A 25,915-nucleotide genomic window follows, 5' to 3' on the forward strand; every position below is an offset into this window, starting at 1 on the left:
AGTTCGGCTCAAGATATAAGAGCAAGGCAGAAACAGCAGGCGGTATTATACTTGTTTTGATCGGGCTGAAGATCTTTCTTGAGGGAGTTGGCATACTCAAATAGCATAAAAACAAGGGCGGAAGTTTTCAAACTATCCGCCCTCTGGTTATGTCTGTTAGTCCCGCCGACTATGATGTTTACGCTTTTGCGTGTACATCTCACGATCTGACGCTTTCATAAGATCGTCGATCTCTTTCAACGTTTTCGGCTTTCCCGCCTTGTAGCCACAGCTTATCGACACATCATATGGCGACTTGCTTCTGCGATTGTACTCTGCAATGCTGCGGGATACCTTTTCGTAAAAGCTGTCCGCACCGTCTGTTTCAGCGATAACAGCTACAAATTCATCACCGCCGAAGCGTGAGCATATCCCACCTTCTGCAGTGCATTTTGTCATCAGCGACGCCACTGCCTTTATCGCCTTGTCACCCTCGTTGTGACCATAGAGGTCATTTATCTTTTTAAGGTTGTCCATGTCAATGGAGAATACCCATACGCCTACGCCCTGTTTCTCAGCCTTTGAAATAAGCTTTCTTACGTTCTTGTAAAAGCCCCTGCGATTATATATCCCCGTCATGGGGTCAAGCATATGTATCCTTGCAAGCTCTGCATTTGCCCTTTCAAGCCGCTGGCGGTTTTTAAAGCTCTCCATTATCTGATTGGTGTTGTTTATAAAACGCCTTGTGTTCTGGAAAAGAAAATATATAGGACTATATGAATTTGCCGCATAGCCTATGACCTCATCCTGAAAATGAAGCGGCGAGAACATTAAGCAGTTATGGCGTCCAAGGACTTGCTCCATATCAGGCAAAAGATCCTTGGTGTCAAAAACTTCACCGGTCTTGTATTTGTTGTCAAAAGTCTGCATGAAAACTCTCATCTGCTTTGTAAAGCTGTTATTAAAGCGTTCTCTCTGCCTCGTGTTTGACAGAAAATCAGAGTTTGTGCATACCCAGCTATAATAATCTCCCGAACGTGCCATTACCTTTGCCATTTCTTCTACGGTGTGACATTCCACTGATTTTGCAAGATAAGAGAACATATGCTGTTCGTGACCATCAGAATTGTTCATTCTATGGTAAAGCTCAAGGATCTTGTCGCCTACTTCTCTCGGGTCTATTTTCTTACAGCCGCAAGACTGGGATATCCTCATGGTGTAGTTGACCTCTATTTTTTCAGGAAGAGGAACTCCGTTCATCATATGGTCTATGGCGTTTATTATCTTTTCGCCAAGCACATCATTGTCTACGGCCGCCGTTGTAAGACGAGGGCTGTTATACTGTTCAAGCTCGATGCCGTCAAAGCCCGTTACAATAACGTCTTCAGGCACTTTTATGCCGCGTTCTCTCAGTATGCTGCAAGCTGCTATCGCCATAGCGTCGTTTGCACATATTATCGCCTGCGGAAATTCCAAACTGCTTTCCAAAAATTTCTCCAATACTCCTTTTGTTGGCATATCCCAGAAGTCACCATAGCCAAGACGCTCAGGCTCAAATTCTATGCCGTTTTCCGCAAGCACCTTTTTGTATGCTTCTATACGCTCTTCTGAGAAAGCATTGCCCTTTACGCCAGCAATGAAATTAACTCTTCTGCAGCCGTGAAATTCGATCACATGGCGAACTATCTTTTCAAAAACGTCAGAGTAATTGAATGTCACACTGCAGCAATTATCCATTGTACTGTCAACGCATATGACAGGAACACCGTGTTCATGGGCACGCTTGCTTATCTCGTTGGAAATGCTGTCTCTTTTTATTGCCTCGGGCATTATTATAAGTACGTCAAGAATGTCATAATTTATAAGATCAAAAATGCTTGCTTCACCATGGTTGTAGGAAATGTTGTGATAAAGGTCGCAAAAGGTGTTAAAAAGAAGCACCTTGTAGCCCTCTTTTACACCCTTTCGGCTTATGGAAGATACTATATCTCTCACATAGTCAGATTGTACGCATGAAGTGCAGATACCTATTATTTTATATTTCGCTGTATCGCTTGTAAACATGGCTTGCTCCTTCGTCAGGGTCCCGATGACCCACCACTATCTATATAAAATAATTGTTTTTTGCTTTGATATGTGACTGCTATTAGAAAATATTCACATACCGTTAATTTTACCATATCCACACTCTGATGTCAATAGAAAACTCACAAAATTCACAAAAATCTTCTTTTTGAAAGCATTTATGCTGCTGCAAAAAATAACAGACCGACTTTCAGCTTTTTTCGCTGGAAGTCGGTCTTTGTTTATCGTAAAACATATCGAGCAAGGGGCGAACAGAGGTCGCTCCTACACAAAATAGCGTATTTTATGGGCTTTTTTTATTCAGCTACCCACTGTTTTAAAGCCGCAGAAAGTCGTCTGTCGATATCCTTTCTTGTCTGCTCGCACTCCTTAGGATAGTCCTTTGCAGCCTTGAAAATAAATTTCATTACGAATTTAAGTCCCACAGGAAGTGCTTTTCTGAGCATTGTCTCAGGAAGCACAAAGTGCGTTCCATGCTCGTAAGTCAGGGCTTCGTAATCGCACTCGTGAGGGCGTTCTTTCAAGCGCTTATCCATGCGGCGGACGTATTTTCCTGCCTCCCAGAAGCTGTCGTCATCAGCACCCACCATTATAAGCTTGCCCTTGATGTTCTCAACCTTTATCATTTCTTCCTCTGTATGTTCTCTTGCCTTTTCAGAGTCGATAAAAAGGTGCGTGCTTCGTGTTATATCTCCCGAGCCTTTGGTTTCTTCTTCTATTTTGTGATAGTATTCAGGGTGGGCATAAACGAACGGCATATAGGCAAGCGGCTTGCCCTGCCATGAAAGTGTGGAAGCGTCAGGGATAGGCCATTCCTTGCAGCCGTCTTTTTCGCCCTGCTCAAAGCCCTGCCATACAAAGTCGCTTGGCGTAAGACCGAAAGTGAGTGTTATGTCAGGGAAATATGAAGCTGCCACAAGGGAATCCATTCCTGCCGTACTCATTCCCATTATGCCTATCTTCTTGTTTCCATGGCTTTTGAGCCACTTTATAGCGGTCTCTATCCTTTCAAGCGGGAAGTTCACATGGCCGTAGTTCTTCACGTCAGGTGACATACACATAACGTTCACGCCATTTTTGTGAAGCCATTTTGCTCCGCACTTTGCCATAAAGTCATTAGGATCGTCGCCGAACAGACCTATCATTGCGTAGTTTGCACCCTTTGGGTTTTCATAATATGTACCATAAAAACCGTCTTTCTCATTGCTAAAAAATTGTTTCTTCATAATACCGACCTTTCTAAGTTGGTTTTCTTTATAAAGTTAGATTAAACTAACCATATTTCAAAAAAAACAGGGTAGATTACTTCGCCCTAAGCTATATTATATCACACTTTTGCTTATTTGTCAGGTATATTAACGAAAAAAGTCAGATGTATTGTAAATTTTTGATTTTCTTAGTGTTGCTTATATATTAATAAAATGGCGGAGAACGCATTTTATTTGCAGTTCTCCGCTACTTTTATGCCTTATTTTTGGCCGCATCTGCTGTGACAGTGTGAGCAACAGCCGCAGCATTTACCTTTTTTCTTTTGCTTTGATATACTTATTGCCGCCGCCACTGCCCATAAAAGCAGAAGTATCACCACTACCCAGTCGGCTGTATTCATAATAATGCTCCTATCTGATATACCGCACAGCCGCACAGCCATGCCACCATGCACTGCATTATCACAACGCCAACTGTCTGTATCCTTGAATCAAGCTCTCTCTTTATGGTCGCCACCGCCGCAACACATGGGGTGTAAAGCAGGGTGAATACGAGAAAACTCAGTGCGGAAAGGGTGGAGAATGCTCCCGAAAGAGCAGTGCCAAGATTTGCAGTGCTTGTGTTCATCAGTACCGCCATTGTGCTTACTACCGCCTCTTTTGCAGTGAAGCCTGAAATAAGCGAGGTGGTCACTCTCCAATCTGCAAAGCCCAAAGGCTTGAATATTGGCGATATAGCCTGACCGATAAGAGCGAGCAGGCTGTCGGAGGAGTCTTTTACAACGTTGAGCTTTGCGTCAAAGGTTTCCAAAAACCATATTATGATAGTCGCAAAGAATATTACTGTGAAAGCTCTTTGTATAAAGTCCTTTGCCTTGTCCCAAAGAAGAAGTCCTACGCTTTTTGCCGAAGGAAGACGATAGTTTGGAAGCTCCATTACAAACGGCACAGGCTTGCCACGGAAAGCTGTATTTTTCAGTATCAGTGCAACTATTATCCCAAGCACTATGCCCGTTATGTATAAGCCTATCATCACAAGCGCCTGATATTTCTTGAAAAATGCTGCACAGAAAACTGCGTAAATAGGTATCTTTGCCGAACAGCTCATGTAAGGGGTAAGAAGTATGGTCATTTTTCTGTCACGGTCTGATACAAGCGTCCTAGTTGCCATTATGGCAGGCACTGAACAGCCGAAGCCTATGAGCATAGGCACAAAGCTTCGTCCCGAAAGACCGATCTTTCTAAGAAGCTTGTCCATTACGAATGCCACTCGTGCCATGTAGCCCGTGTCTTCCAGTATGGAAAGGAAAAAGAACAGCGTCACTATTATAGGCAGAAAGCTTAGAACACTTCCAACGCCTGCAAAAACTCCGTCTATTATAAGGCTGTGTACAACAGGGTTTATGCCGTAGGCTGTAAGCCCTTTGTCTGCTAGGTCGGTGAGCTTGTCTATTCCAAGGGAAAGCCAATCGGAAAGGGTCGAGCCGATAACATTGAATGTGAGGAAAAATACAAGAAACATTATCCCGAAAAATACAGGCAGTGCAGTGTATTTTCCCGTTAAAATGCGGTCTATTTTTACGCTCCGCTTGTGTTCTCGGCTCTCGTGGCATTTCACAACGCTTATGGCAACGACTTTTTCGATAAAGTCGTATCGCATATCTGCAAGCGCCGCATTTCTGTCAAGCTTTGATTCGTCCTCCATTTCCACTATGCAGTGTTCGAGAAGCTCCAGCTCATTTTGATTAAGCTCAAGCTGATCCTCGATATTCTTATCACCCTCAATAAGCTTTGAAGCACAAAATCTCGGCGGTATGCCTGCACGGTTTGCGTGATCCATGATAAGATGCACAACAGCGTGTATACATCTGTGTACAGCGGAATCGTCTGAGCAAAAGTCTGTGACAACAGGCTTTGTCTTGTTTCGGGCAGTTTCTACAGCCTTGTCGATAAGGTCTGAGATACCCTCGCCCTTTGCCGCACTTACCGGTATAACAGGTATGCCAAGTGCGTCGCTCATCATTTTTACGTCTATCGTTCCACCGTTGGCTCTTACCTCGTCCATCATGTTTAAGGCAAGCACCATTGGCACACGCAGTTCAAGAAGCTGTAAAGTGAGATACAGATTTCGCTCTATATTGGTGGCGTCAACAATGTTTATAATGCCGTCAGGCTTTTCATTTATTATGTAGTCACGGGTGACGATCTCTTCCTGCGTGTAAGGGCGCAGTGAGTATATTCCCGGCAGATCCACCACAGTGCAGTTTTTCTGCCCCTTTATGTCACCGACCTTCTGCTCGACTGTTACACCGGGAAAGTTTCCAACGTGCTGATTAGACCCTGTAAGGGCGTTAAAAAGCGTGGTCTTTCCGCAGTTCTGATTTCCTGCAAGGGCAAATCTCATATATGGTCATTCTCCTCTGTTTTTTCTATCTCTATGTTTTTTGCGTCCTCTATCCTGAGCGTCAGCTCATAGCCTCTCAGTACTATATCAAGAGGGTCGCCCATTGGCGCACGCTTTAGCATTTTCACCTTTGTTTTGGGTATAAGTCCCATGTCGAGAAAACGCAGCCTAAGCGCACCCTCGCCACCTACCGCTTTTATCACGGCAGACTCACCCGTTTTAAGCTTATCAAGAGTCATTGTCTTTTCCTCCATAGCTATATTTTATTCTTATGTTTTATCTAAAAGAACTCTACAGAATAAGTTTACCATGGCTAACTTTACTTGTCAATAGTATATGTCGTATATTTTAGTCAAATGTTATCTAAAAATTTTATTCAAATAGATAACTTCCAATTGACAACGCCAACAAATCGTGCTATCATAAAGTAAGATAAAGTACACTTTTACATTACGGGGGTGTTTTATGGATACCCGTGTGGCAATACTTGCAATAATCGCACACGATAACGGCTCTGCGCAGGAGATAAACGCAATTCTTCATGAGCATGCCGAGTATATAATAGGACGAATGGGTCTGCCATACCGAGAACGTGGCATGAACATAATAAGCGTGGCAGTTGACGCTCCTCAGGACGTTATAAATTCTCTTGCAGGCAAGATAGGCAGGCTTGAGGGAGTGACCGCCAAGACCCTTTATTCGCCACAGTAAAAATCTAATAAATATTTGTGACCCTGACGCCGAAAACGAGTTTTCTCCTTTAAGGCGAAAGAATACACATCAAGCAGAAAAAGTAAAAAGCAGATAGAAAGCCCTATCTCTACTCATGTAGGGGCGAACAGCGTTCGCCCGTGGATTAGGTTTTTTATGAGCAAGCATAGCCTTTTTTGTTATCAAAGCTGTATCCATAGGGGTATGGCTTATTTTTTTTTGAGAGGAGCTTTTGCAATGGGACTTAATGACGCACCAAGCGGAGAACGTATACATATAGGATTTTTCGGCAGACGAAACGCAGGAAAATCAAGCGTTGTGAATGCAGTAACAAATCAGGATCTTGCAGTGGTATCCGATACGAAAGGCACTACCACCGACCCTGTTACAAAGGCAATGGAGCTTTTGCCCCTTGGCCCTGTTGTGATAATAGATACCCCCGGCTTTGACGACGAGGGCGAGCTTGGAGAGCTTCGTGTGAAGAAAACTAAGCAGATTTTAAACAGAACAGATTGCGCAGTTCTTGTTACCGATTGCACCTTGCCCCTTGGAGACTGCGAAAAACAGCTTATCTCAATATTCAAAGAGAAAAACATACCCTTTATTATAGCCAAAAACAAAGCCGACCTGCTCACTGATATCCCAAAAGAGGAGGGCGCAGTGTACGTCAGCGCAAAAGAGAAAACAGGCATAGAGGAGCTTAAAAACGCCGTTGCAAAGCTCACTGAAACAGACACCATGACAATGAAGCTTGTGGGCGACCTTATAAAGCCTGACGATATGGTGGTGCTTGTCACCCCTATCGACAGCGCCGCACCAAAGGGCAGGCTTATCCTGCCACAACAGCAGGCCATAAGAGATGTTCTTGAAGCAAACGCCTGTGCAGTGGTGGTAAGAGAAACTGAGCTTTCAGGAGTGCTTGGCAGGATAGAGAAGCCTGCACTTGTTATAACGGATAGTCAGGCTTTCGCAAGAGTTTCAAAGGATACTCCCGAGGATATCCCTCTCACCTCGTTTTCTATCCTTATGGCTAGATATAAGGGCTTTCTTGACGCCGCAGTAAAGGGCGTTAAAGCTATCGACGATCTTAAAGACGGTGACAAGGTGCTTATTTCAGAGGGCTGTACACATCACAGACAGTGCGGTGATATAGGCTCTGTGAAGCTTCCAAACTGGCTGAAAGAATACACAGGCAAGAATCTTGAGATAGTGCTGTCATCAGGTCACGGCTTTCCAGAGGAGCTTTCAGACTTTGCGCTTTGCATACACTGTGGCGGCTGTATGCTAGGCTCAAAAGAGCTTACCTACAGAATGAAATGTGCTTGTGACGCAGGCGTGCCGTTCACAAATTACGGCATTGCAATTGCCTACATGAAAGGCATACTGAAAAGGAGCATAGGTGTGTTCCCACATCTTGTAAAGGAGCTTGAAGATCACAATGGCGGTCAGAGAACTTATTGATAAACTAAACTGCGAGAAAAAGCTTTCCCATGGAGAGTGGGTGAAGCTTATAAAAGAATATGACGAGAGCGACAGAGCCTATGCCGCAGAGCTTGCAAGGGGCATTTCGCAGGAAATGTTCGGCAGGGATATTTACATAAGGGGCATAGTGGAGTTTTCAAACATCTGCAAAAACGATTGCCTTTACTGCGGAATAAGGCGCTCAAACGGCAACGTGAGCAGATACAGGCTCACCGCCGAGGAGATCTTGCAGTGCTGTGACGAGGGCTACGGCTATGGCTTCCGTACCTTTGTGCTTCAAAGTGGGGAGGACGCTTTCTATGACAGAGAAATGCTCTGTGGTATCGTCAGCGAGATAAAAAAACGCCACCCTGATTGTGCGGTAACATTATCCCTAGGTGAGAAAAGCCGTGAGGACTATGAAGCCCTTTTCAATGCAGGTGCTGACAGATATCTTCTCAGGCACGAAACCGCCGACGAGGAGCATTACAAAAAGCTCCACCCGGCCGAAATGTCTTGGAAAAACCGAATGGAGTGTCTTTCAGATCTTAAAGAGATAGGCTATCAGACAGGCTGTGGAATGATGATAGGCTCACCGTTCCAGACGGCGGAGTGCCTTGCTGAGGATATGGAGTTTATGTGCGGTTTCAAGCCCGAAATGATAGGCATTGGACCTTTTCTCCCACATAAAGACACGCCTTTCAGAAACTGTCCACAAGGCTCATATGAGCTTACTCTCTTTCTGCTGAGCATTTGCAGGATAATGCTCCCCGACGTTCTTTTGCCTGCCACCACAGCCCTTGGTACTATAAACCCAAAAGGGAGAGAACAAGGAGTGCTGTCAGGTGCGAACGTTATAATGCCGAATCTGTCCCCTGTGGCAGTGAGAAAAAAATATATGCTCTATGACAACAAGATATGCACAGGTGACGAGTCAGCACAGTGCAGGGCTTGCCTTGAAAGACGAATGGAGTCCATAGGCTATAAAATAAAGATATCAAGAGGAGATCACAGATAATGATAAAGCTTGCTTTTTACGGAAAAGGCGGAATAGGAAAGTCAACGGCGGCATCAAATGTCAGTGCTGCACTTGCACAAAAAGGGCTGAAAGTCATGCAGATAGGCTGTGACCCAAAGGCTGACTCCACCATATTTCTCCATGGGGGAGAGAGGATACCCACCGTTCTTGACCTTGTGCGAAAAGGCGAAAGCTTTGACCTTGAAGATATGGTAAGGGTAGGCTATAACGGTGTTGTGTGCGTTGAAGCAGGCGGTCCAGTGCCGGGACTTGGCTGTGCAGGCAGAGGTATAATCGCCGCTTTGGAGGAGCTTGAAAAAAAGGGCGCATATGAAAAATATCAGCCTGACGTTGTTATCTATGACGTTCTCGGAGACGTGGTGTGCGGAGGTTTTTCAATGCCAATGCGAAAGGGCTATGCCGATAAGGTGTTTATCATCACATCAGGCGAGAGTATGTCTGTATATGCCGCCGCAAACATCGCAATGGCGGTGGAAAATTTCAAAAGCCGTGGATATGCTTCTCTTGGCGGTTTTATCCTTAATAAACGCAACGTAAAAAACGAGGAGGAAAAAGCGGCAGAGCTTGCGGCTGATTTTCACAGCTCTGTGATAGCCGAGATAGACCGAAGCGACCTTGTGAGCGAAGCTGAGGATATGCGCAAAACTGTCATGGAAGCTTTTCCTGACAGCACTGCGGCAGAGCAGTATAAAGCATTGGCGGATAAGATAGCCGAGCTTTGCGGTATGGGAGAAGAAAAATGATAAAAGAGAGCGGCATAAATATAACGAAGGCGGCTTTTCCTGCGCCTTTTGAAAGCGGTCTTGAATATAATCCACCCACAAGGGGCGTGTGGAATATCGTTCATACCGGTATGCTTATCCCTGAGTCACGGCAGATATTTGTCTGCGCACAGGGCTGTTTAAGGGGCGTTATACTGACGGCGGCAGAGATGAACGCCATGGACAGAATGTCATGGGTGACTGTTTCTGAGCAGGATCTGTATGACGGCACAATGGAGCAGGACGTTATAGACGGAGTGAGGGATATAATAAACAGGCTTGAGGAAAAGCCAAAATGCGTTTTGATTTTTCTAAGCTGTGTTCACCTTTTTGCAGGCTGTGACTTCAAAATGATAATAGACGGACTTTCGACATTGTTTCCGCAGGTGCATTTTATAGATTGCTACATGACGCCAACCATGAGAAAGTCTATCTCTCCCGACAGCCTTATGAGAAAACAGCTTTACGAACCACTTGAAAAGTGCGAAAAGAAGCCTAAAACGGCGGCTATAATAGGCTGTGACAGAGCCACGGACGAAGCCTCCGAGCTTGTAAAAATAATAAACTCAGCAGGCTTTGAGCTTCTTGACATAACAAAGTGCAAGACCTATGAGGAGTATCTCTCCATGGCGGAAAGCTCTTTGAATATCACCTATATCCCCACGGCAAAGCCCTCAGGAGAGGAACTTGAAAAGCGACTTGGCACAAAGCATTTGTATCTGCCCTTGTGCTATGGCTATGATGAGATAGAGGAAAATTACAGCAGGCTTTGCACCCAGCTTGGTGTGAAAACACCTGACTTTTCTGCTGACAGAGAAGCCGCCGACAAGGCTCTTGCAAATGCCCTTGAGGTAGTAGGGGATTTGCCTATAGCCGTGGATTATACCGCTCTGCCAAGGCCCCTTGGCTTTTGCAGACTTCTTGCAGAGAAAGGCTTCAATGTGAAGCGTTGCTATGCCGACAGCTTTTCAGAGGAGGAAAGGGCAGATTTTGAGTGGCTGAAAGCCCATTGCCACGACCTTGAAATTCTCCCTACTGTGAATGTGAAAATGGAGTTTTCACAGTGCAAAGAAAAATATCTTGCAGTAGGTCAGAAAGCGGCTTTTTTCTGCCAGACCGATAACTTTGTTGATATAGTCGCAGGGGGCGGGGGATACGGCTTCGAGGGCATAAAAAGGCTTGCAGAGCTTATGGCTGAGGGAGCAGTAAACAAAAAGGACAGACGTAAGGTGATACAACATAAGGGCTGGGGGTGTGAAAGCTGTCTATGAATGCAAAAGTGATATCCATATATGCGGCGGATACTTCGGGAGTATGCTCGGCGCTTTATGAGCTTGGTGGAATGACCGTCGTCCATGACGCTTCGGGCTGTAACTCCACCTATGCTACACACGATGAACCTCGTTGGTATGACCGCAAAAGCATGATATATATTTCTGCACTAACAGAAGCGGACTCCGTTATGGGCAATGACGGCAAGTTCATTCGTGATGTGGCAAAAGCGGCAGGTGAGCTTTCACCTAAATTCATAGCCATTTGCGGTTCGCCAATGCCTGCAATGACAGGCTTTGACTACAGTTCAGCCGCCGAGGAGATAGAGCGTGAAACAGGTCTGACCACATTTTTCGTTGATACCAACGGCACTCATTCCTATCTTCAAGGAGCAGAGGGAGCTTTCCTTAATATTGCAAAGCTTTTCTGCCGTGAGGGAAAAGAAAAGCAGGCAAATTCAGTGAATATTATTGGTGCAACGCCTCTTGACTTTTCAGTGAACACCAGCGCAAGCTCTATAAAAAAGTGGCTTTTGGATAACGGCTTTTCAGTGCAAAGCTGTTTTGCTATGGACAGCAGTCTTGATGAGATCTCTACCGCCCCACAGGCGGCTGTAAGCCTTGTTATATCCTCAGACGGGATATCTGCGGCAAAGTATCTTTTTGATACCTATGGAGTGCCATATGTTGTGGGCGTGCCTGTGGGGAAAAGCTTTTCCAAAAAGCTTTCCGCTGACCTGAAAAGAGCAGTGTCAGAGGGCGTTTGTATAAATTCCTGCGGTGAAAAAGCTGTAGAGAATGCTCATATGATAGTTGCAGGGGAAAGCGTTTTTGCTTCTTCCCTTGGGGCTGAACTTGGCGCAAAAACTGTGGCGACAGTTGGCATAAGAAACAGCGAGGTGCTGTCAGGGACGGACATTTTCTGTGAGGAAGAAGCAGAGCTTGAAAAGCTTTTTTCACAGCATAAGGCCGTCATAGCAGACCCGCTTTTCAGACCTATATGCAAAGGGGCAAGATTTGTTTCACTGCCACATGTTGCTTTTTCGGGAAGATGTTTTCTTAAAGATATCCCCGATCTGATAGATAAAGATGTAAGCAAAATACTTAACCTATAAAAAGGAGGAACGTGCTTTCGCACGGATACTTTTATGATAAAAATAGCCGTTTACGGAAAGGGCGGAATAGGAAAATCCACAGTTACGGGAAACCTTGCCGCCGCATTTGCAAGTCTTGGGAAAAGAGTTATACAAATAGGCTGTGACCCTAAGGCTGACTCTACCATAAATCTTCTTGGGGGCGAGCCTGTTATGCCTGTGATGAATTATCTCAGAGAGCATGACGATGAGCCTGAGAGCATAGAGGAGATATCAAAAGAGGGCTATGGTGGAGTGCTTTGTATAGAAACAGGCGGTCCTACCCCCGGACTTGGCTGTGCAGGCAGAGGTATAATCACCACGTTCAGCCTGCTTGAAGACTTAAAGCTTTTTGAAAAATATAAGCCTGACGTTGTGCTCTATGACGTTCTCGGAGACGTTGTGTGCGGAGGTTTCGCCGCACCTATCAGGGAGGGCTACGCTTCAAAGGTGCTTATCGTCACCTCAGGCGAGAAAATGGCATTGTATGCCGCAAATAATATAAACAGTGCGGTGAAAAACTTTGCCGACAGAAGCTATGCAAAAGTCCGTGGTATCGTCATGAACAGGCGAAACGTTGAGGGCGAGGAAGAAAAGGTCAGAGCCTTTGCAGAAAGAGCAGGGCTTGATATCGTTGCGGATATTCCAAGAAGCGATGATATCATCAGCTGTGAGGATAAGGGCATGACCGTCATAGAGGCCGAGCCTGATTGTCAGGCGGCAAAATGCTTTTTGAAGCTTGCACAGACCCTTATGCAGGAGGACAACAATGACTAAAGCGTTTTACATAACAGCGGCGGAGCTTGCCCAAAAGGGAAAAGATAATATCCCTGACGAGCTTCTTTCGGCAAAGCACCTTATCTACAGCTCCCCTGCAACATTGGCGTTCAATTCACCGGGAGCGCAGGGCTTTGGTGTAAAAAGAGCAGGACTTGCAGTGCCAAATTCGGTTATGCTTCTTGTGGCTCCTGCCTGCTGTGGACGAAACACCACCATGCTCAGTGCGGAAAGCGGCTACGGCGACAGATTTTTCTACCTGCTTCTTGACGATACCGATATCGTCACAGGCAGGCACCTTACAAAGATACCAAAAGCTGTGGAGGATGTATGTCAAAGCCTTGATTACACTCCTTCAGCGGTGATGATATGTATAACCTGCGTTGACGCTCTCTTAGGTACTGATATGGACAGAGTGTGCAGAAAATGCAGCGACCGAGCAGGCGTGCCTGTAGTGCCATGCTATATGTATGCCCTCACAAGAGAAAAGCGTCTGCCCCCTATGGCTTCAGTGCGAAAATCGGTGTATTCACTGCTGAAACCACGCAAGAGAAAGTCTGACGAGGTGAATATCCTCGGTTATTTCTCACCCTTGCAGGAGGATTGCGAGCTTTACAGCCTGCTGAAAAGTGCAGGCGTAAAGACCATAAGGGAGCTTTCAAGGTGCGATACCTTCGAGGAATATGAAAAAATGTCGCAGGCAAATTTTTCTCTTGTACTCAATGCGGAAGCAAGATATGCCGCCCAGCAAATGGAGCAGGAGCTTAACATACCTTTTATAGAGCTTGCGAGAGTTTTTCAGGCTGACAAGATATCTACGCAGTATCGTCTGCTGGGTCAGGCGATAGGAGCGGAGCTTTGCGATAAAGAGTATTATGAGCAGATCATGGCTCTTATAGATGATTTCAGAGAAAAGCATAAAGGGCTGTGCTTTGCAGTGGGCGAGTTTTCAAACTGCGACCCTATAGAAATGGCATTGGCTCTTATAAGATACGGCTTTCAGGTGGCGGAGATATTCGGCACTGTGGGGGAGCGAAATTTCGGCTTTGTGAAAAAGATAGCACAGCTCTCCCCTGAAACAAAAATATATTCAAATCTCTCACCAACAATGCTCTTTTATGAGCCTGACGAGAGGGTGAACGTTTATATCGGCAAGGACTGTGCCTATTATCACCCAGACATAGCAGGAGCAGACTTCAATGACGAGATACAGCCTTTCGGCTATGCAGGTGTAAAAAAGCTGTTTTGCGACCTTGAAAAGGTGCTTGATTGGAAAGGAGCGGAGGATAAATGAAAAATTTTTTGAAGCTTTTGTCACCCTTTGCCCCTGACCAATCAGGTGCGGCGGCAGTGCTCTATGAGCTTGGAGGACTAATGGTAATATGCGACGCAGGCGGCTGTGCAGGCAACGTCTGTGGCTTTGACGAGCCAAGGTGGTTTACCAAAAAGAGCGCAGTTTTCAGCGCGGGGCTTCGTGATATGGACGCAATTTTAGGACGTGACGACAGGCTCATCGAAAAGCTATCCAAAGCCTGTGAGCAGATATCACCTGCTTTCACCGCCATAATAGGCACACCTGTGCCTGCTGTCATCGCAACAGATATGAGAGCGTTGAAACGTATGGCAGAGAAGAAAACAGGACTTCCTTGCATAACAGCCGAGTGTACAGGCACGAATTATTATGACAGTGGCTCAGAGCCGGTGTGGATAGAGCTTTTCAAGACCTTTGCCACTGAGAGCAAGCCTGTTCAGAAAGGCAGGCTTGGCATTATAGGTGCAACGCCTTTGGAGCTTAGTATCATAAGCCCCGAGAAGATAGTGGCGGAATATAAGGCAAAGGGTTGGGAGAATGTTATATGCTACGGCATGGGAAGCACCCTTGATGATGTGAAAAATGCAGCTGCGGCGGAGAAAAATATAGTCTGCTCATCAGCTGCAATAAAGGCGGCGGAGTATCTCAAAGAAAAGTTCGGTACGCCTTATGAGATAGAATATCCACGAAGCTGTCTGCCTGAGGAGATAGTGCAAAAAGCTGATAACTTTGCGGATAAAAACGTCCTTGTGATACATAACCAAACAGCGGCTGACGCTGTGAGAAAGCTTATCACAGAAAAAAGCGGCAAGTGTCATTGCACATCGGCAACGTTTTTTATGCAGAAAAAGGAGCTTTCACAGCAGAGTGATTTTTTCCTTGCAGACGAAAGCGACCTTTGCGACAATGTTGGTGATAACTATGACGTTGTTATTGCAGACAAGACCCTCAGACGTGTTATGAAAAATTTCAGCGGCGAGTTTATAGACTTTCCGCATTTCGGACTTTCAGGCAGACTTTTGCAGGGAGAGAGTGAAAAGATATGACAGAAGAAATTATAGAGCGTCTTGAAGAATATCTCGGCTCAGAGGAGTTTGAATATGAAGCCGAAAACTGCATGGAGGAGCTTGACGAAAGCGGTGAGGGCATAAACGCAGTTTTGCCTTTGCTTAGATTTCTGGAAAGACACCCCATGGCTGATATAAGCATGACAAGTGCCGTGGTGAGATATATGGAGCAGTTTTACGGCAGAGGTTATGAGAATATTCTCATGGACTCCGTTCGTCGCAGACCTACAGTGCATACCGTGAGAATGTTAGGCAGGCTCAGAAATGCCGCCATAGATGAGGGTCAGGACGGTGAGGAGTTTGAGAACGTGCTTATAGACGTTCTCAGCAGTGAAGCAGAGGACGAGATAAAGGACACCGTCAGGGAGCTTATCTGATGAAAACTGAGATGATTCGTGTTTATGGTATCGTTCAGGGCGTGGGTTTCCGACCTTTTGTTAGCCGTGAAGCGTCAGACCTTGGACTTTGCGGCACTGTGGCAAACAAAGGCTCTTATGTTGAGATACACGCACAGGGCAGTGAAAAGGCTGTGGAGGACTTGAAAAAAGCCCTTGAAAGCCGTCCCCCTGAGCGTTCGGTGATAATGGAGATAATTTCCGCCCATGCCGACGAACCGCCTTTTGACAGCTTTGAGATAATCGACAGCGAAAAGGAAAAAGGGGATATTTTCGTATCCCCTGACATTGCAGTGTGCGAAAAATGCAAGGAAGAGCTTTTCGACAAAACAAACAGAAGATACCACCACCCTTTTATAAACTGTACTCAGTGCGGTCCAAGGCTCACTATTATGGACTCTATGCCCTATGACAGAGAGCGTACAACAATGGCTGACTTTCCAATGTGCAAAGACTGCGAGGAGGAATACACCGACCCTGCCACAAGGCGTTATGACGCCCAGCCTGTGTGCTGTAACAAATGCGGTCCGGAGGTCTATATCATAGGCAGTGAAAAGAAAGGCGCTGAGGCTATCACAGCCGCAAGAGAAGCCGTCATGGCAGGGAAGATAATCGCTGTCAAAGGCATAGGCGGTTTTCACCTTTGCTGTGACGCAAAAAACGAGAGCGCAGTGAAAAGGCTCAGAGAGCTTAAAAACCGCCCTGCAAAACCATTTGCCGTTATGCTGAAGGATATTTCTGCCGCAAGGCGTGAGTGCGATTTTGGCGAAGTGCAGGAAAAGCTTCTCACAGGCTGGCAAAAGCCTATCGTGCTTCTTGATAAAAAAACTAGCGGAAGCCTTTGCGAAAGCGTTGCACCCGATAATCCCACAGTGGGAGTAATGCTCCCCTATGCCCCTTTGCACCTGCTTCTTTTTGATTACGATGACGGCGTGGAAATGACCGACCGCCTTGTTATGACCAGCGGAAACGTCCGTGGCGCACCTATATGTCGAAGCGACGAGGACGCACTCAGCGAAATAGCGGGCTTCTGTGACCTGATATTATCCCACAACAGACGTATCTTGATACGCTCAGACGATACTGTCATGGATACATTTGAGGGCAAGCCTTACATAATAAGGCGTTCAAGAGGATATGCACCATTGCCTGTTATGACATCGTGCAGTGATAAAGGTCAGACCCTTGCCATAGGCGGTGAGCTTAAAAATACTTTCTGTATCAGAAAGGGAAGCCTTTACTATCTCTCTTCCTACGTTGGCGATATGGCTGATATCCGCACCGTAAAGGCGCTTGAGGAGTCAGTGAAGCGTATGTGCGAACTTCTGGAAGCAACACCGCAAAACGTAGTCTGCGATATGCACCCCAAATACAATACAGTTGCATTTGCCGAGGGGATTGACCTGCCTCTGAAAAAAATCCAGCACCACTATGCTCATATCCTATCCTGCATGGCAGAAAACGACTATAGCGAAAAGGTCATAGGTGTATCATATGACGGCACAGGCTTTGGCACAGACGGCACCATATGGGGAGGAGAGATACTTCTCTGCGACCGCACAGGCTTTGAACGCATGGGAAGCATAAAGCCCTTCATGCAGGTGGGCGGCGATCTTTCCTCTAAAGAGGGCTGGCGTATCGCCGCAATGATAGCAGGCTCAGCCTATGGGGAAAGGGGCGGAGAGATCTGTGAAAAGCTTGGCATTTGTACAGCGAAAGAGTACAAGCTTCTGTTCGTAATGGCAGAGAAAAAAGTAAACGCAGTAAGCTCCACAAGCGCAGGACGGCTTTTTGACGCTGCCTCAGCAGTGCTTGGCATAAGGCGTTCTTCTACCTTTGAGGGCGAAGCTTCCATGGCGCTGCAGTTTGCGGCAGAAAAATTCAGCCGTGAGCCTTTCAGTATTTACGAGCCTATGGAAAAGCTCACTGCCGAAAAAGAGGACAGGATAATGCTCTGCACTCAGGCTCTTATCAAGCGTCTTTGCCAGGGTATGCAAAATGGTGAGGACAAAAACCGCCTTGCCTATGAGTTTCACTCGCTTCTTGCGGACATGACCGCACAGGCGTGCAGGACCATAAGCGAGAGAACAGGCGTAAAGGTCTGTGCCTTGAGCGGGGGAGTTTTTCAGAACAAGCTTCTGCTTAAAATGGTGAAGTGCCGCCTTGAAAAAATGGGACTTAGAGTGCTTATCCACAGCCTTGTGCCTGCCAATGACGGTGGTATAGCTTTGGGACAAGCGTTTTATCTGAATGAGGAATGAGGAGTGAGGAATGAGGAATTAAGGTATCGCCTAGCGGCGATGATTTTCTTATTCTGTAGGGGCGACCTTTGGTCGCCTGAGACTGTTGAAAAATACAAAAATAACAGGCGAACGCTGTTCGCCCCTACATATAAATAGCGTATTTACGCCAATTGTAGGGGACGGCGCCCTCGACGTCCCGCTTTTGTCGAACTTTTTCAATAAGCTGGGGCGATCTTTGGTCGCCTGTGTATCTCATTTCTGATTTTGTGATATAGATTAAATTTTTTTGGAGGTATTGATATGTGTGTAGGTTTATCTGCAAAGGTAGTAAGTGTAAACGAGGGCACTGCTGTTATTGACGCAAGCGGTGCAAAAAGAGAGGTATCTGCTGACCTTATCGACGATCTCGAGGTAGGGGATTATGTCATGGTACACGCAGGGGTGGCTATCGCAAAGATAACCTCTGACGATAGCGAAGAAACTGACGAGATAATGGAGAGTATCCAATGAACACTATAGAAAATGCAAAGGAGATAATAAGCTCCTACAAACGTGATGACGGCAAAAAGCTTCGCATAATGGAGGTCTGCGGCACTCACACCCACGAGATTTTCAGGCTTGGCATAAGAAAGCTCCTTCCTGAGAGCGTTGAGCTTATCTCAGGTCCTGGCTGTCCTGTGTGCGTTACCCCCATTGGCTTTATCGACGAGGCTTGTATGCTCGCCCTTGAAAAAGGTGCGGTGATATGCACTTTCGGCGACCTTATAAGAGTACCAGGTACAGAAATGAGTCTTGCAGGAGCAAGGTCAAAGGGTGCGACCATAAAGACAGTTTATTCCCCCCTTGACGCAGTTTCATATGCCGAAAGCCATAGAGATGAGCAGGTGGTATTTCTCGCCGTTGGCTTTGAGACCACCACCCCATCAGCCTGCCTTGCAGTAGAAAAAGCGAAAAAGCTGGGGCTTGAAAACTTTTCTATTCTTGGTGCAAACAAGACCATGCCAAATGCTTATAAGGCTTTGGAGGGAAGCGCAGACGCATTTTTGTACCCCGGCCATGTCAACGCTATCACAGGCACAGCCGTGTGCGAGGAGCTTGTGAAAAAGGGCGTTTCAGGCGTTGTTACGGGCTTCACGGCGGCTGAACTTCTTACGGCTCTTGCTGTTACCATAGAACTTTCTCAGCGTGGCGAGCCGTTTTTCAGAAACTGCTATCCTAGAGTAGTAAAGCCCGAGGGCAACCCAGCCGCCATAAAGCTTATGGAAAAGGTCATGACCCCCTGCGACAGCGAGTGGCGTGGACTTGGTATTATCCCAATGTCAGGCATGATACTCCGTGACGAGTATGCCGACTTTGACGCACGAAAAAAATTCTCCCTGCCGAAAATAACAGGCAAGCCAAACCCAGCCTGCCGCTGTGGAGATGTTTTGCAGGGCAAGTGCAAGCCCTCAGACTGTAAAGTTTTCGGCAAGGTCTGCACACCGCTGCACCCTATAGGTGCGTGCATGGTGTCAAATGAGGGCGCTTGCTCGGCATATTATCAGTATGGCAATTTGTAAAATAAACTATCCGAAAAGAGGAATAATTATGACAGATAAATTTGTTACCCTTGCCCACGGCGCAGGAGGAAAGCAGACTTCCGAACTTATCGACCGTGTTTTCAAGGAGCATTTCGCTAACCCTGACCTGACCGCCGACGATGCCGCCGTGCTTTCCATGGAAAAGGGCAAGATAGCATTCACCACAGACGGCTTTATAGTTTCCCCATACGAATTCGCAGGAGGAAATATCGGCAAGCTAAGTATTTGCGGCACTGTGAACGACCTTTCCTGCATGGGCGCAAAGCCTTTGTATCTCTCCTGTGCTTTCGTTATCGAAGAGGGCTTTCCAATGGATAAGCTTGAGGAGATAGCCGCCGCCATGGCAAAGACCGCCAAGGAAGCAGGTGTCGAGATATGTGCAGGTGACACAAAGGTGGCAGGAAAAGGTCAGGTAGACGGCGTTTTCATTACCACTACGGGCATAGGCAGAATAATGGACAACGCCAACACCTCAGGCAAGCTTGCCAAAGCAGGCGACGCCGTTATAGTGTCAGGGGATATCGGCAGACACGGCTGTACCATACTTTTAGCTCGTGACGAGTTCGGCATAGAGGCAGACGTAACAAGCGATTGTGCCCCCCTCTGGGCAAACGTAAAAGCAATGTTCGACGTTACAAACGATATCCACGTTATCCGTGATGCAACAAGAGGCGGCGTTGGCACTGTTCTTTACGAGATAGCAGGTCAAAGCGGTGTGGGAATAACCCTTGACGCTGAGAAAATACCGGTGGCAGACGAGGTGAAAGGCGTGTGCGGAATGTTAGGACTAGAGCCATTGTATCTTGCCTGCGAGGGCAGACTTGTTATATTCGCACCAAAGGATAAAGCGGAGGATATCGTTTCTGCCCTGAGAAAGTGCAAAAACTCAGAGAACGCCGCTGTCATAGGCGAGGTCACAGAGGATAACGCAGGCAGAGTTGTAATGAAAACTGAGATAGGCTCACAGACCCTTCTTCCACAGCCGGGCGGAGAGCTTCTCCCTAGAATTTGCTGATATCAAATAATGTATGGGAGCAGCGCAATTTCTGCTTTGCAGAAATACGACGTCCCGTTTAGCGTTCGTCTGGTTTCCATAAATTTTTGCACTGTTACATCGTAGGGGCGAACAGCGTTCGCCCGCCTGATTTTCTCGCAAACTTATGTTGAAAGCCGCATTTGGGAATATTGAGCCAAAAATTGCGTGGATATCATGAGTTTGTCAGGCAAACAAAACGGGCGAACACTGTTCGCCCCTACATATATGGAATATAAAAAACGGAACTGTTCAGCTTGATTTGAACAGTTCCGTTTTGTTATCTGTAAGACTCTATCGCCTCAATAGTCTTTGCTATATCCTCGTCACTGTGAGCATAGGAAACGAACATCGCCTCGAATTGCGACGGTGCAGTGTAAATGCCGCTTTGAAGCATATGACGGTAGTATCTGCCGTAGCTTTCCGTGTTGCAAGCCCTTGCCTCATCATAGCTTTTCACTCTCTCGTCATTGAAAAATACCGTCATAAGCGAGCCACAGCGATTCACGTTCAGACCCTTTTCTCTTATGGCATTCTCTATCATAGCCGACTTTCTGTCAAGCTCCTCATAGAAGTTTGGTATGCTTTCTATCTGCCTGATAGTTTCTATTCCTGCCGCCACTGCGCATGGGTTTCCCGACAGCGTTCCTGCCTGATAAACAGAGCCTAGTGGTGCAACGCACTGCATTATCTCAAGCTTTCCCCCATAGCAGGCAAGGGGCATTCCTCCGCCCACTATCTTGCCAAGGGTAGTCATGTCAGGGGTAACTCCGAAATATTTTGAAGCTCCCCCCTCTGAAAGTCTGAATCCCGTTATCACTTCGTCAAATATAAGCACAGTGCCGTGCTTTTTCGTTATCTCCCTGAGAAATTCAAGAAAGCCCTTTTCAGGCGGAACAACGCCCATGTTTGCGGCGCATGGCTCAACGATAAGTGCGGCTATCTCCCTGCCGTGTTCCTCAAAAAGCTTTTCCACAGAAGCAGTGTCATTGTATTTCGCAAGAAGCGTGTCCTTTGTGCAGCCCTCTGTCACTCCTGCACCCGATGGGATAGCCTGTGTCATAAGTCCAGAACCTGCCTTTACAAGCAATCCGTCCGAGTGACCATGATAACAGCCCTCGAATTTTATTATCTTGTCCCTGCCAGTATATCCTCTTGCGGCTCTTATTGCGCTCATGACAGCTTCCGTGCCTGAGTTTACGAGCCTGAGCATTTCCATAGACGGAAAGTGCTTTTTTATAAGCTCAGCCAAAGTTATCTCGCCCTTGTGGCAAGCACCGAACGTAAGCCCCTTGTCGCAGGCGGCTTTCACAGCATTTATCACAGGCTCACAGCAGTGACCGAGAACGTTCGGCCCCCATGAGCATACATAGTCGATAAACTCGTTTCCGTCCTCGTCCCATATCCTTGACCCTTTCGCATGGTCGATAAAAAGCGGAACAGTGCCAACCGCCTTGCAGGCTCTGACAGGGCTGTTCACTCCACCGGGCATAAAACCGCAGGCAGTTTTGTAAAGCTGTTCAGACCTTGAAGTATTCATTACTTGTCCTCCTTTATCCATTTTGCGGCGTCAAGAGCATGGTATGTTATGATAATGTCCGCACCTGCACGCTTTATAGCAGTGAGATTTTCAAGAACGATACGCTTCTCGTCTATCCAGCCAAGCTGTGCCGCCGCTTTTACCATAGAGAACTCACCGCTTACATTGTATGCCGCAATCGGCAGATCATATCTGTCCCTGGCGGCTCTGAGGATATCAAGATAACAAAGCGCAGGCTTCACCATTACCATGTCAGCCCCCTCCTCGATATCGTCCTCTATCTCACGGAGAGCCTCACGTCCGTTGCAAATGTCCATCTGATAAGACTTTCTGTCACCAAAACAAGGCGTAGACTCTGCGGCGTCACGGAATGGCGAATAATATCCCGACGCAAATTTCGCACTGTATGACATTATTGGGATATCACTGAGAGCGTTTTCATCAAGTGCAGCCCTTATCGCCGCAACTCTGCCGTCCATCATGTCGGAAGGTGCGATAATGTCTGCACCTGCCTTTGCAAGGCTCACCGCCATTTTGCAAAGCAGCGGCAGCGTCTTGTCATTGAGTATCTTGTCGCCCTTTACAACTCCGCAGTGTCCATGGCTCGTATATTCGCAAAGACAAACGTCCGCAATAATAAGTAGGTCAGGATAATGCTCTTTGATGTATCTTATTGCCTGCTGTGTAACGCCCTTGTCATTGTAAGCCTCCGTTGCAAGCTCGTCCTTTTTCTCTGGTATGCCGAAAATAAGCAAGCCCGATATACCGCTGTCTGCTATCTGCGGCAATATCTGCTCCAGATTGTCGATAGAATACTGATAAACTGTTGGCATAGAGTCAACAGGCTTCATGATGTTATTGCCCTCTGCCACAAAAATCGGGTAGATAAAGTCTGCCGCATTTAATCTTGTTTCGCAAACCATTCTTCTCATTGCTGGGTTTGCCCTTAATCTTCTGAATCTTCGCATTTTTATCTTCCTCTCACTTATCTGAAAGTATCTTTTGTATTATTCCCTCTGCCGTGCTTTCCGTTGGAAGCAGAGGGCCATTTATACCGTATTTTTTAAGCTCTGCCGCCGTCACTTCGCCTATGGAGATACACTTTGTATTCTCTGATAAGCTTCCTCCACCATGGAAAAAGCTCCTCACTCCGCCTGCACTGGCAAACACAGCGTAGTCATCATCTATCTTCTCGCCTGTGCTGTAAACAGGCTCGTAAATATGAACATCATCAAAGTTCAGCCCTTTTTCAGCCAATGGCTTAACAAGCTCCGCTGACCCCTCCGAAGAGCGTACTATAAGAAGCCTGTCCTCACAAGTAAGAGTGTCCGAGAGCATATTTCCAAGAGCCACGCTGTTGAATTTTTCAGGCATTATGTCTGCATAAAGCCCAGCCTTTTCAAGCTTCGCCCCGGTGCCTTTGCCTATGACAGCTATCTTCACTCCGCTTAGCTTTCTTATGTCAATACGGCTTTCTCTAAGCCTTTTCAAAAATATCTCCGCACCATTTGGACTTGTAAGAGCAACGTGGCTGTAAAAGCCCTCTGAAAGCCGTGAAAAAGCTTTTTCCGTGACCTCATCGTTCAGCTCCCTAAGCTCAAATCCGCCACAGCGGTGAGCATACGCCCCAAGGGCATTGAGCGACTTTATAAGCCGCCTTGAAAGCCCCTTTGTGGCAGTGACGGCTACAGAAACTCCATACAATGGAGGCAGGTAGGTAGGCGAAAGATCAAGCCCGGCGGTTTCTCCAACTATTATCACAGCAGGCGCAGGCAGATCCTCTCTCTTCACCTTTTCAGCAATGTCGCCAAGACAGCCCTTTACAGCCCTCTGCTCAGGGGTAGCCCCCTTTGATATCACCGCCGCAGGAGTATTTTCGCCCATGCCGTTTTCAATGAGCCTGCCTGCTATCTCAGGGAGATTTCTAAGCCCCATAAGAAAAATAAGCGTTCCGCCGCATTTTGCATAGCTTTCAAAATGCTCAGGGAGCAGGTCGTTCGCAGTGTGACCTGTTATAACATGAAAGCTCCTTGAAAGTCCCCTGTGGCTCACCGGTATACCTGCAAGCTCAGGCACTGCCACCGAGGAAGTCACCCCCGGTATAAGGCTGTATGGTATGCCTGCGGCTTTGAGTGCAGTTATCTCCTCGCCCCCTCTGCCGAACACAAAAGGGTCGCCGCCCTTGAGCCTGAGAACAACACCGCCCTCTGCGGCTTTTTCCACAAGAAGCGTGTTTATCTCCTCCTGCGTGGAGCTGTGTCTGCCTGCACGCTTTCCAACGCATATTTTCTCCGCACCGTCCTTGCAAAAGTCAAGCAAACGGCTGTCTATAAGGCTGTCATATATCACCACGTCACAGCTTTTCAGAGCCTCATAACCTCTCATTGTGATAAGGTCATAATCTCCACAGCCTGCCCCTGCTATTATAACTCTGCCGCTCATAGCTTATCAGTCAGCTCCTTAACAAGTTCAAATCTTTTTTCTATCTTTTTTTCGCCCTGAGCAAAATGCCCCTTGCCGTCTGAAACAGTGAGAGATATCTTTTCCCCATTTATCTCGCTGTATGCTCCCACAGGCACAGTGCAGTCCGCACCCAGAAGTCTTATCACCTCACGCTCGGTTTCAAACCTGAGCATAGTTTCCTTGTGTGATACCTGCGAAATTATCTCAGCCGCCTTGCTCTCCTTTGCACATTCCACTGCAATTATAGCCTGACAAGGTGCAGGCAAAAGCTCCCAAGGTTCAAACTCTTTTACCTCGTATTCCGAAAGGGAAAGTCCCAAACGCTCCGTTCCTGCCGCACAAAGTATTATGCCGTCATAAAGCCCATCAGAAAGTTTTTTTAGGCGTGTACCAACATTGCCTCTTATATCAGCAAACTTTGCGTTAGGATAAAGCCTTGCAAAGCCCCCACGTCTGCGCTGACTTCCTGTGCCAACAGTGAAAACATCAGAATCGTTAAATGCAACGCCTTTTTTGGTCACAAGCATATCACGATAGTTCCCACGAGGGCAAACTCCCGATATCTCCAGACCCTCGCCCAGCGTAACAGGCAAGTCCTTTGCACTGTGTACTGCAAAGTCTATTTCACCGCTTTGCAAAGCCTGTTCTATCTCCGTGACGAACACACCTTTGCCGCCTATCTTGTCAAGAGGTCTGTCAAGCTGTCTGTCGCCCTTTGTGGTGAAGGTGACTATCTCGGTATCACACTCAGGAAAAGCCGCCTTTATCATGTCAAGTACCATATAAGTCTGCGCCATTGCAAGTGGACTTTTTCTTGTGCCTGCTCTCAGTTTCATTTTCGCTCCTTTATCATCTCTATAAGCTGTTCCTCTGTTGGAAGCACGTCACTTTCAAGGCATATTTTCAATGCCTCTGCCATAGCCTTTTTCCTAGCCTGCTCCGTGGATATATTTTCAAGGGCATAGTCACGGGCTTTTCCCATGACATTGCATATATCCCCAAGCCTGCCCTCAGTTTGGGACTGTATAGACTTCCTCAGGTGAGAAGCAAGGGTAGGGCTTTTTCCGCCTGTTGAAATGCCAATGCACACGTCCCCCTCTGTAACAATGGCAGGGAAGAAGAACGTACAGCTCTCAGGGTCATCAACTGCGTTGCATGGAATGTGCCTTTGCCTGCAAAGCTGTGAAATGTGCCTGTTTACACCGCTGTCCCCTGTGGCAGTTATCACAAATGTACTGCCGGCTATGTCGCTGTCCTTAAAAGCACGCTCAAAAAGTGTTATCATGCCCCCGTCTGCAAGTTCTCTTATCTCACCGCAAGCTTTTGATGCCACCACCTTTATTATAGGCGAAAAGTCAAGAAGCTTTTCGATCTTTCTCAAAGCTACCTGTCCGCCGCCCACCACAAGGCATGGCATATTCTCAATATTCGCAAAAAAAGGAAAGTATGGCAT

Annotated in this window: 24 protein-coding genes; 14 read left to right on the plus strand and 10 right to left on the minus strand. The window is 46.8% G+C overall.

Annotated features, from left to right (window positions below):
- Positions 1-156: 156 nt before the first annotated feature.
- From AB5Z01_RS09555 to AB5Z01_RS09575, 5 genes are all read right to left on the minus strand, one after another.
- A complete protein-coding gene (locus AB5Z01_RS09555) occupies positions 157-2,043 on the minus strand; it encodes a GGDEF domain-containing protein (RefSeq protein WP_302837940.1) in 1,887 nt (628 codons plus the stop codon).
- Positions 2,044-2,360: 317 nt separating this feature from the next.
- Positions 2,361-3,290 (minus strand): acyl-CoA thioester hydrolase/BAAT C-terminal domain-containing protein, encoded by a 930-nt coding sequence (locus AB5Z01_RS09560; protein WP_302837473.1) that lies wholly within the window; start codon positions 3,288-3,290, stop codon positions 2,361-2,363.
- A 242-nt stretch (positions 3,291-3,532) separates the two neighbouring features.
- Positions 3,533-3,673, minus strand: coding sequence for a FeoB-associated Cys-rich membrane protein (locus tag AB5Z01_RS09565; RefSeq protein WP_287214815.1), 141 nt, complete (start codon positions 3,671-3,673; stop codon positions 3,533-3,535).
- Positions 3,670-5,676 (minus strand): ferrous iron transport protein B, encoded by a 2,007-nt coding sequence (gene feoB, locus AB5Z01_RS09570; RefSeq protein WP_117859321.1) that lies wholly within the window; start codon positions 5,674-5,676, stop codon positions 3,670-3,672. The genes AB5Z01_RS09565 and feoB overlap by 4 nt, the downstream gene beginning before the upstream one ends.
- Positions 5,673-5,915, minus strand: a complete 243-nt coding sequence (locus AB5Z01_RS09575) for a FeoA family protein (protein ID WP_022287113.1) — start codon at positions 5,913-5,915, stop codon at positions 5,673-5,675. The genes feoB and AB5Z01_RS09575 overlap by 4 nt, the downstream gene beginning before the upstream one ends.
- Positions 5,916-6,141: 226 nt before the next feature.
- Here AB5Z01_RS09575 and AB5Z01_RS09580 point away from each other — a divergent pair, with 226 nt between their 5' ends.
- The 14 genes from AB5Z01_RS09580 (at position 6,142) to hypE (ending at position 20,441) form a co-directional block, all read left to right on the plus strand.
- Complete coding sequence (locus AB5Z01_RS09580) at positions 6,142-6,387, plus strand: TM1266 family iron-only hydrogenase system putative regulator (RefSeq protein ID WP_022287112.1); 246 nt, start codon at positions 6,142-6,144, stop codon at positions 6,385-6,387.
- Between the two features lie 237 nt (positions 6,388-6,624).
- Positions 6,625-7,848, plus strand: a complete 1,224-nt coding sequence (gene hydF, locus AB5Z01_RS09585) for a [FeFe] hydrogenase H-cluster maturation GTPase HydF (RefSeq protein WP_287214817.1) — start codon at positions 6,625-6,627, stop codon at positions 7,846-7,848.
- Positions 7,826-8,866 (plus strand): [FeFe] hydrogenase H-cluster radical SAM maturase HydE, encoded by a 1,041-nt coding sequence (gene hydE / locus AB5Z01_RS09590; RefSeq protein WP_287214818.1) that lies wholly within the window; start codon positions 7,826-7,828, stop codon positions 8,864-8,866. Before hydF ends, hydE begins: the two co-directional genes overlap by 23 nt.
- A complete protein-coding gene (locus AB5Z01_RS09595) occupies positions 8,866-9,630 on the plus strand; it encodes a nitrogenase iron protein NifH (RefSeq protein ID WP_286961746.1) in 765 nt (254 codons plus the stop codon). The genes hydE and AB5Z01_RS09595 overlap by 1 nt, the downstream gene beginning before the upstream one ends.
- Positions 9,627-10,919 (plus strand): nitrogenase component 1, encoded by a 1,293-nt coding sequence (locus AB5Z01_RS09600; RefSeq protein ID WP_287214820.1) that lies wholly within the window; start codon positions 9,627-9,629, stop codon positions 10,917-10,919. The genes AB5Z01_RS09595 and AB5Z01_RS09600 overlap by 4 nt, the downstream gene beginning before the upstream one ends.
- On the plus strand, positions 10,916-12,034 hold the full coding sequence (locus tag AB5Z01_RS09605) for a nitrogenase component 1 (protein WP_368365501.1): 1,119 nt from the start codon (positions 10,916-10,918) through the stop codon (positions 12,032-12,034). Before AB5Z01_RS09600 ends, AB5Z01_RS09605 begins: the two co-directional genes overlap by 4 nt.
- 33 nt (positions 12,035-12,067) lie before the next feature.
- Positions 12,068-12,829 carry an AAA family ATPase gene (locus AB5Z01_RS09610; protein ID WP_368365502.1) on the plus strand — a complete coding sequence of 254 codons (762 nt, stop codon included), beginning with the start codon at positions 12,068-12,070 and terminating at the stop codon, positions 12,827-12,829.
- Positions 12,822-14,123: a nitrogenase component 1 gene (locus AB5Z01_RS09615; RefSeq protein ID WP_368365503.1), complete on the plus strand. Its 1,302-nt coding sequence runs from the start codon at positions 12,822-12,824 to the stop codon at positions 14,121-14,123. Before AB5Z01_RS09610 ends, AB5Z01_RS09615 begins: the two co-directional genes overlap by 8 nt.
- On the plus strand, positions 14,120-15,187 hold the full coding sequence (locus AB5Z01_RS09620) for a nitrogenase component 1 (protein ID WP_368365504.1): 1,068 nt from the start codon (positions 14,120-14,122) through the stop codon (positions 15,185-15,187). The genes AB5Z01_RS09615 and AB5Z01_RS09620 overlap by 4 nt, the downstream gene beginning before the upstream one ends.
- Positions 15,184-15,585: a hypothetical protein gene (locus tag AB5Z01_RS09625; protein ID WP_287214826.1), complete on the plus strand. Its 402-nt coding sequence runs from the start codon at positions 15,184-15,186 to the stop codon at positions 15,583-15,585. Before AB5Z01_RS09620 ends, AB5Z01_RS09625 begins: the two co-directional genes overlap by 4 nt.
- Positions 15,585-17,864: a carbamoyltransferase HypF gene (hypF, locus tag AB5Z01_RS09630; protein WP_368365505.1), complete on the plus strand. Its 2,280-nt coding sequence runs from the start codon at positions 15,585-15,587 to the stop codon at positions 17,862-17,864. The genes AB5Z01_RS09625 and hypF overlap by 1 nt, the downstream gene beginning before the upstream one ends.
- A gap of 282 nt (positions 17,865-18,146) precedes the next feature.
- Positions 18,147-18,356, plus strand: a complete 210-nt coding sequence (locus AB5Z01_RS09635; RefSeq protein WP_022287101.1) for a HypC/HybG/HupF family hydrogenase formation chaperone — start codon at positions 18,147-18,149, stop codon at positions 18,354-18,356.
- On the plus strand, positions 18,353-19,405 hold the full coding sequence (gene hypD / locus AB5Z01_RS09640) for a hydrogenase formation protein HypD (RefSeq protein WP_368365506.1): 1,053 nt from the start codon (positions 18,353-18,355) through the stop codon (positions 19,403-19,405). The genes AB5Z01_RS09635 and hypD overlap by 4 nt, the downstream gene beginning before the upstream one ends.
- Positions 19,406-19,433: 28 nt before the next feature.
- A complete protein-coding gene (hypE, locus tag AB5Z01_RS09645; RefSeq protein WP_038670360.1) occupies positions 19,434-20,441 on the plus strand; it encodes a hydrogenase expression/formation protein HypE in 1,008 nt (335 codons plus the stop codon).
- 298 nt (positions 20,442-20,739) lie between these two features.
- Here hypE and hemL read toward each other — a convergent pair whose 3' ends face one another.
- From hemL to AB5Z01_RS09670, 5 genes are read right to left on the minus strand one after another with little or no spacing between them, the layout of a single operon-like run.
- Entirely contained in the window at positions 20,740-21,999 is a 1,260-nt protein-coding gene (hemL, locus tag AB5Z01_RS09650; protein WP_287214832.1) for a glutamate-1-semialdehyde 2,1-aminomutase, read from the minus strand.
- A complete protein-coding gene (gene hemB / locus AB5Z01_RS09655; protein ID WP_287214834.1) occupies positions 21,999-22,967 on the minus strand; it encodes a porphobilinogen synthase in 969 nt (322 codons plus the stop codon). Before hemB ends, hemL begins: the two co-directional genes overlap by 1 nt.
- A 13-nt stretch (positions 22,968-22,980) precedes the next feature.
- Complete coding sequence (gene cobA / locus AB5Z01_RS09660) at positions 22,981-24,441, minus strand: uroporphyrinogen-III C-methyltransferase (protein ID WP_287214836.1); 1,461 nt, start codon at positions 24,439-24,441, stop codon at positions 22,981-22,983.
- A complete protein-coding gene (gene hemC, locus AB5Z01_RS09665) occupies positions 24,438-25,298 on the minus strand; it encodes a hydroxymethylbilane synthase (protein WP_287214837.1) in 861 nt (286 codons plus the stop codon). Before hemC ends, cobA begins: the two co-directional genes overlap by 4 nt.
- Entirely contained in the window at positions 25,295-25,915 is a 621-nt protein-coding gene (locus tag AB5Z01_RS09670) for a bifunctional precorrin-2 dehydrogenase/sirohydrochlorin ferrochelatase (protein ID WP_287214839.1), read from the minus strand. Before AB5Z01_RS09670 ends, hemC begins: the two co-directional genes overlap by 4 nt.

The organism is Ruminococcus sp. RTP21359st1_H3_RTP21359_211015 (assembly GCF_040909065.1).
GTDB lineage: Bacteria > Bacillota > Clostridia > Oscillospirales > Ruminococcaceae > Hominimerdicola > Hominimerdicola aceti.

Bases quoted from the DNA above. Each gene is read 5' to 3' on its own strand.
- AB5Z01_RS09555 (WP_302837940.1), bottom strand. From the start codon at position 2,043: ATGTTTACAAGCGATACAGCGAAATATAAAATAATAGGTATCTGCACT.
- AB5Z01_RS09560 (WP_302837473.1), bottom strand. From the start codon at position 3,290: ATGAAGAAACAATTTTTTAGCAATGAGAAAGACGGTTTTTATGGTACA.
- AB5Z01_RS09565 (WP_287214815.1), bottom strand. From the start codon at position 3,673: ATGAATACAGCCGACTGGGTAGTGGTGATACTTCTGCTTTTATGGGCA.
- feoB (WP_117859321.1), bottom strand. From the start codon at position 5,676: ATGAGATTTGCCCTTGCAGGAAATCAGAACTGCGGAAAGACCACGCTT.
- AB5Z01_RS09575 (WP_022287113.1), bottom strand. From the start codon at position 5,915: ATGACTCTTGATAAGCTTAAAACGGGTGAGTCTGCCGTGATAAAAGCG.
- AB5Z01_RS09580 (WP_022287112.1), top strand. From the start codon at position 6,142: ATGGATACCCGTGTGGCAATACTTGCAATAATCGCACACGATAACGGC.
- hydF (WP_287214817.1), top strand. From the start codon at position 6,625: ATGGGACTTAATGACGCACCAAGCGGAGAACGTATACATATAGGATTT.
- hydE (WP_287214818.1), top strand. From the start codon at position 7,826: ATGGCGGTCAGAGAACTTATTGATAAACTAAACTGCGAGAAAAAGCTT.
- AB5Z01_RS09595 (WP_286961746.1), top strand. From the start codon at position 8,866: ATGATAAAGCTTGCTTTTTACGGAAAAGGCGGAATAGGAAAGTCAACG.
- AB5Z01_RS09600 (WP_287214820.1), top strand. From the start codon at position 9,627: ATGATAAAAGAGAGCGGCATAAATATAACGAAGGCGGCTTTTCCTGCG.
- AB5Z01_RS09605 (WP_368365501.1), top strand. From the start codon at position 10,916: ATGAATGCAAAAGTGATATCCATATATGCGGCGGATACTTCGGGAGTA.
- AB5Z01_RS09610 (WP_368365502.1), top strand. From the start codon at position 12,068: ATGATAAAAATAGCCGTTTACGGAAAGGGCGGAATAGGAAAATCCACA.
- AB5Z01_RS09615 (WP_368365503.1), top strand. From the start codon at position 12,822: ATGACTAAAGCGTTTTACATAACAGCGGCGGAGCTTGCCCAAAAGGGA.
- AB5Z01_RS09620 (WP_368365504.1), top strand. From the start codon at position 14,120: ATGAAAAATTTTTTGAAGCTTTTGTCACCCTTTGCCCCTGACCAATCA.
- AB5Z01_RS09625 (WP_287214826.1), top strand. From the start codon at position 15,184: ATGACAGAAGAAATTATAGAGCGTCTTGAAGAATATCTCGGCTCAGAG.
- hypF (WP_368365505.1), top strand. From the start codon at position 15,585: ATGAAAACTGAGATGATTCGTGTTTATGGTATCGTTCAGGGCGTGGGT.
- AB5Z01_RS09635 (WP_022287101.1), top strand. From the start codon at position 18,147: ATGTGTGTAGGTTTATCTGCAAAGGTAGTAAGTGTAAACGAGGGCACT.
- hypD (WP_368365506.1), top strand. From the start codon at position 18,353: ATGAACACTATAGAAAATGCAAAGGAGATAATAAGCTCCTACAAACGT.
- hypE (WP_038670360.1), top strand. From the start codon at position 19,434: ATGACAGATAAATTTGTTACCCTTGCCCACGGCGCAGGAGGAAAGCAG.
- hemL (WP_287214832.1), bottom strand. From the start codon at position 21,999: ATGAATACTTCAAGGTCTGAACAGCTTTACAAAACTGCCTGCGGTTTT.
- hemB (WP_287214834.1), bottom strand. From the start codon at position 22,967: ATGCGAAGATTCAGAAGATTAAGGGCAAACCCAGCAATGAGAAGAATG.
- cobA (WP_287214836.1), bottom strand. From the start codon at position 24,441: ATGAGCGGCAGAGTTATAATAGCAGGGGCAGGCTGTGGAGATTATGAC.
- hemC (WP_287214837.1), bottom strand. From the start codon at position 25,298: ATGAAACTGAGAGCAGGCACAAGAAAAAGTCCACTTGCAATGGCGCAG.
- AB5Z01_RS09670 (WP_287214839.1), bottom strand. From the start codon at position 25,915: ATGCCATACTTTCCTTTTTTTGCGAATATTGAGAATATGCCATGCCTT.